Source organism: Moorena sp. SIO2C4, assembly GCF_010672485.1.
Classification (GTDB): domain Bacteria; phylum Cyanobacteriota; class Cyanobacteriia; order Cyanobacteriales; family Coleofasciculaceae; genus Moorena; species Moorena producens.
The window spans coordinates 1-2,710 of sequence record NZ_JAAHGN010001022.1 but is presented as its reverse complement, the minus strand read 5'-3'; the positions used below and the strand labels follow the sequence as shown (position 1 = coordinate 2,710).

Sequence of the window (2,710 nt, the reverse complement as noted above, 5' to 3'; positions counted from 1 at the left end):
ATCCAATCGTGGCGCACCTTTTACATACTTGGGAAAAGCATTCAGTACAATTTCTTGGCCTGAGTCAAATCTCTCAACCTGGAAAGGTCCACTGCCAATGGGCTTCAGCTGAAAACTTTTTTGATTGTAAGCGTGGCGCGGTACTATACCGATAGTCATCACAGAGGCAATGTAGCGTGGTAGTGGAGACTCAGCAATGTCGATGGGGCGGGGGCGTGGTTGGTCAACGATTTCGATAGACTCAATCTGATCAATGCTCTCGATAGACTGAATCTGCTCCCGGTCAATGGGCGTAATGGTATCATCTTTGTCAATATCAACTTGATCAGAATTATCGTCTTTGCGTTCCTCTTCTTTGAGAAAAGGCCACAGTACTTCAAAGCTGATTATCCGATCATTAACGACATTGATATCTCTGATTATGTTTATCACCCGCTTATTTGGGCTTGAGTTAAGTTTTTTATATACCTGATAGGTAAACTCTACATCAGCTACAGTAAGCTGTTTTCCGTCATGGAAACTCACTTCTTCAGAAAGCTGGAAATAAATTATTCGAGTATTATTTTCCTTATTTTCAATCCACCACCAACGAGTAGCAATATCGGTTACGAAAGCTCCTGTTTTTGGATCAAGACGACCCAAACCACGGAAGACTAGGCTCAACACATCCCCTGGACCGTAGTTCATATTCGCTGAAGGGTAGTTAATATTGAGTAGTGGGTCAAGGGTATTGATATCACGAAAATCAGCAATGGTTAGTTGGTTTAGACCTTTAACCTCAATCTCTCTGGTAAAGGTGCTGTTAGCTCGGTTTAGGTCTAAATTTTTCTGGTGTGGATCAGCAGTGAAGCGGATGGTGTGGGAACCAGGGTCGAGTCTGAGCTGGCGACGGATACTGCTGTCTTGCGATCGCTGATTGGGCTGCAACGGACCGTGGGATTGGATTGGCTGCGGCTTGTTATCCACTGTCCACTGTACCTCGAAGGTATCAGAAGAACTATTCCCTTGATTGATTAGATCCGCTTCAATGGTAATCAGGTCTCCTGCTAATGGTTGATCTGGTGTGATAGTAATATTTCGCACTCGTAAATCAACGGTGATTGCTTCCCAAGACAGCAGATTGGTGCTTTGACCATCGATAACTACAAACAAGACACCAGAGCCTGTTACTTCGGGCATGGTAACAATTAAACGGGACTTGCTCCACTCAAGAATCTGTACTGCTTGACCTTGGAAGAAAACTGCGGCATTAGGGTCGCGATCGCCAAAATTACCTCCCTCAATCACAACCTGGCTTCCGGGTAGTCCTTTTGCTGGTTTCACCTCACTCAAGAACGGTAGCTGTCGCCATATCCGAATCCGTGAATCAGCAATTCCAGTTTTGCGGCTGAGTTCAGCTACCATTGCCGCTGTTTGGCTGTAGCCTTCAAGGTCATTAACTGAGTAAATCCCAATGCCATTTAATTGTTTGATCTCAGCCTCGGTAATACCAGGTAGAGTAGCCAGGGGCCTAGTGCTGATCGGTTGATCAAGTTGCTTACGCACTCCTTGTAACTGGCTTTCTAGGACTTGGGCAAAATCCAGTTTGATAACAGTAGCGCTATTTTCCCCAGGGTCTGTAGTCCGAAATAAGATTTTACCGTCAGAGGTACGGCGCAGCTTAACTTCTATATCGAGTTGAAGCTGTTTAATCGCCATAGACTTGCCACGGGCATAAGATTTCAAAGAAAGAGTATCTTCAGCACGGTCAATTTCAGCAGCGATCGCATCAACCATCTCCGCTAGCTGCCATTCCGTGTTTTCCTCTGTATTGCTGTTTGTATTGTTTTTTGTATTACCTTTTGTATTGCCGTTGCTGGCTGTTAATGATTCCTCATTAGTCATAGTAGTTTACTAGCAAAAGTGTTTAACTTCGGAATAGTAGTCTTATCGTGATTTTTCAGGAGCGATAGTCATGCGGATGCGACCTAGTTTACCGACAGGGGGAGTTTCTATAGTTGAAGGTAAACTAATCATTACTCGTGATTTTGTTTTCTCTTGACTTAAAAATTGCCCATCGGTTTTTAGGTATAAATGGGCTGGAATATCAAAATAAACATCTGTAACCTCTAAATTCGTTTCTGTAGTGCTGTCAGAATTTGTCTGGTCGAGGGTGTCAGATACTTCTTCAAGGATCAGGGCAATCAAGTTGCCTAGTGTGATGTCAGCCATAGGTATAGCGCTACGCGCAAGTCAGAAGTTAGAAGTCAGAAGTTAGAAGTAAGTTATGACTAAGTTTCGGAGTTTAGGAGCGATGCAGAGGTGCGACCCGTGGCGAATTTAATTCTTAATGCGGAAAGCGCACCTAAGCGGTTTTGGGGGTTCCCCCCATGAGCGACTGCATCAAGACAATGTCAAACACCTTAGAGGTTGTCTGAGAAGTCTCATTTGCTACATTCAAGAATCAGGAACAGCAACAAGCGCTTTCAACTGCCCTGATGTCGAGCTGAGACTGTTATTTCCTGTCGTTTTAGTTGTCAAGTTGTGAGCTAATCAGTCGATCACCGTGTCGGCACAAAATTATGAGAAACCAAATACTGACTTATTTAACTATGCCACTTTTTAAAGTGACATAATTTCAAAACAGATCCAAAATCTATCATGGTAGAAAATAATCTAGTGTGCAATCTCCACCATCTACATAAAAGACACACTTGTGTAATCGACACAA

The 2,710-nt window shown here is 43.5% G+C and carries 2 protein-coding genes; both read right to left on the bottom strand.

The window, feature by feature from the left end; genetic code table 11:
* Nucleotides 1-1,884 (bottom strand): ABC transporter substrate-binding protein (locus tag F6K20_RS33075; RefSeq protein WP_287297583.1); only part of this gene is annotated, 1,884 nt, incomplete at its 3' end.
* 42 nt (nt 1,885-1,926) lie between these two features.
* Nucleotides 1,927-2,211, bottom strand: a complete 285-nt coding sequence (locus F6K20_RS33070; RefSeq protein ID WP_008185529.1) for a hypothetical protein — start codon at nt 2,209-2,211, stop codon at nt 1,927-1,929.
* Nucleotides 2,212-2,710: the final 499 nt, after the last annotated feature.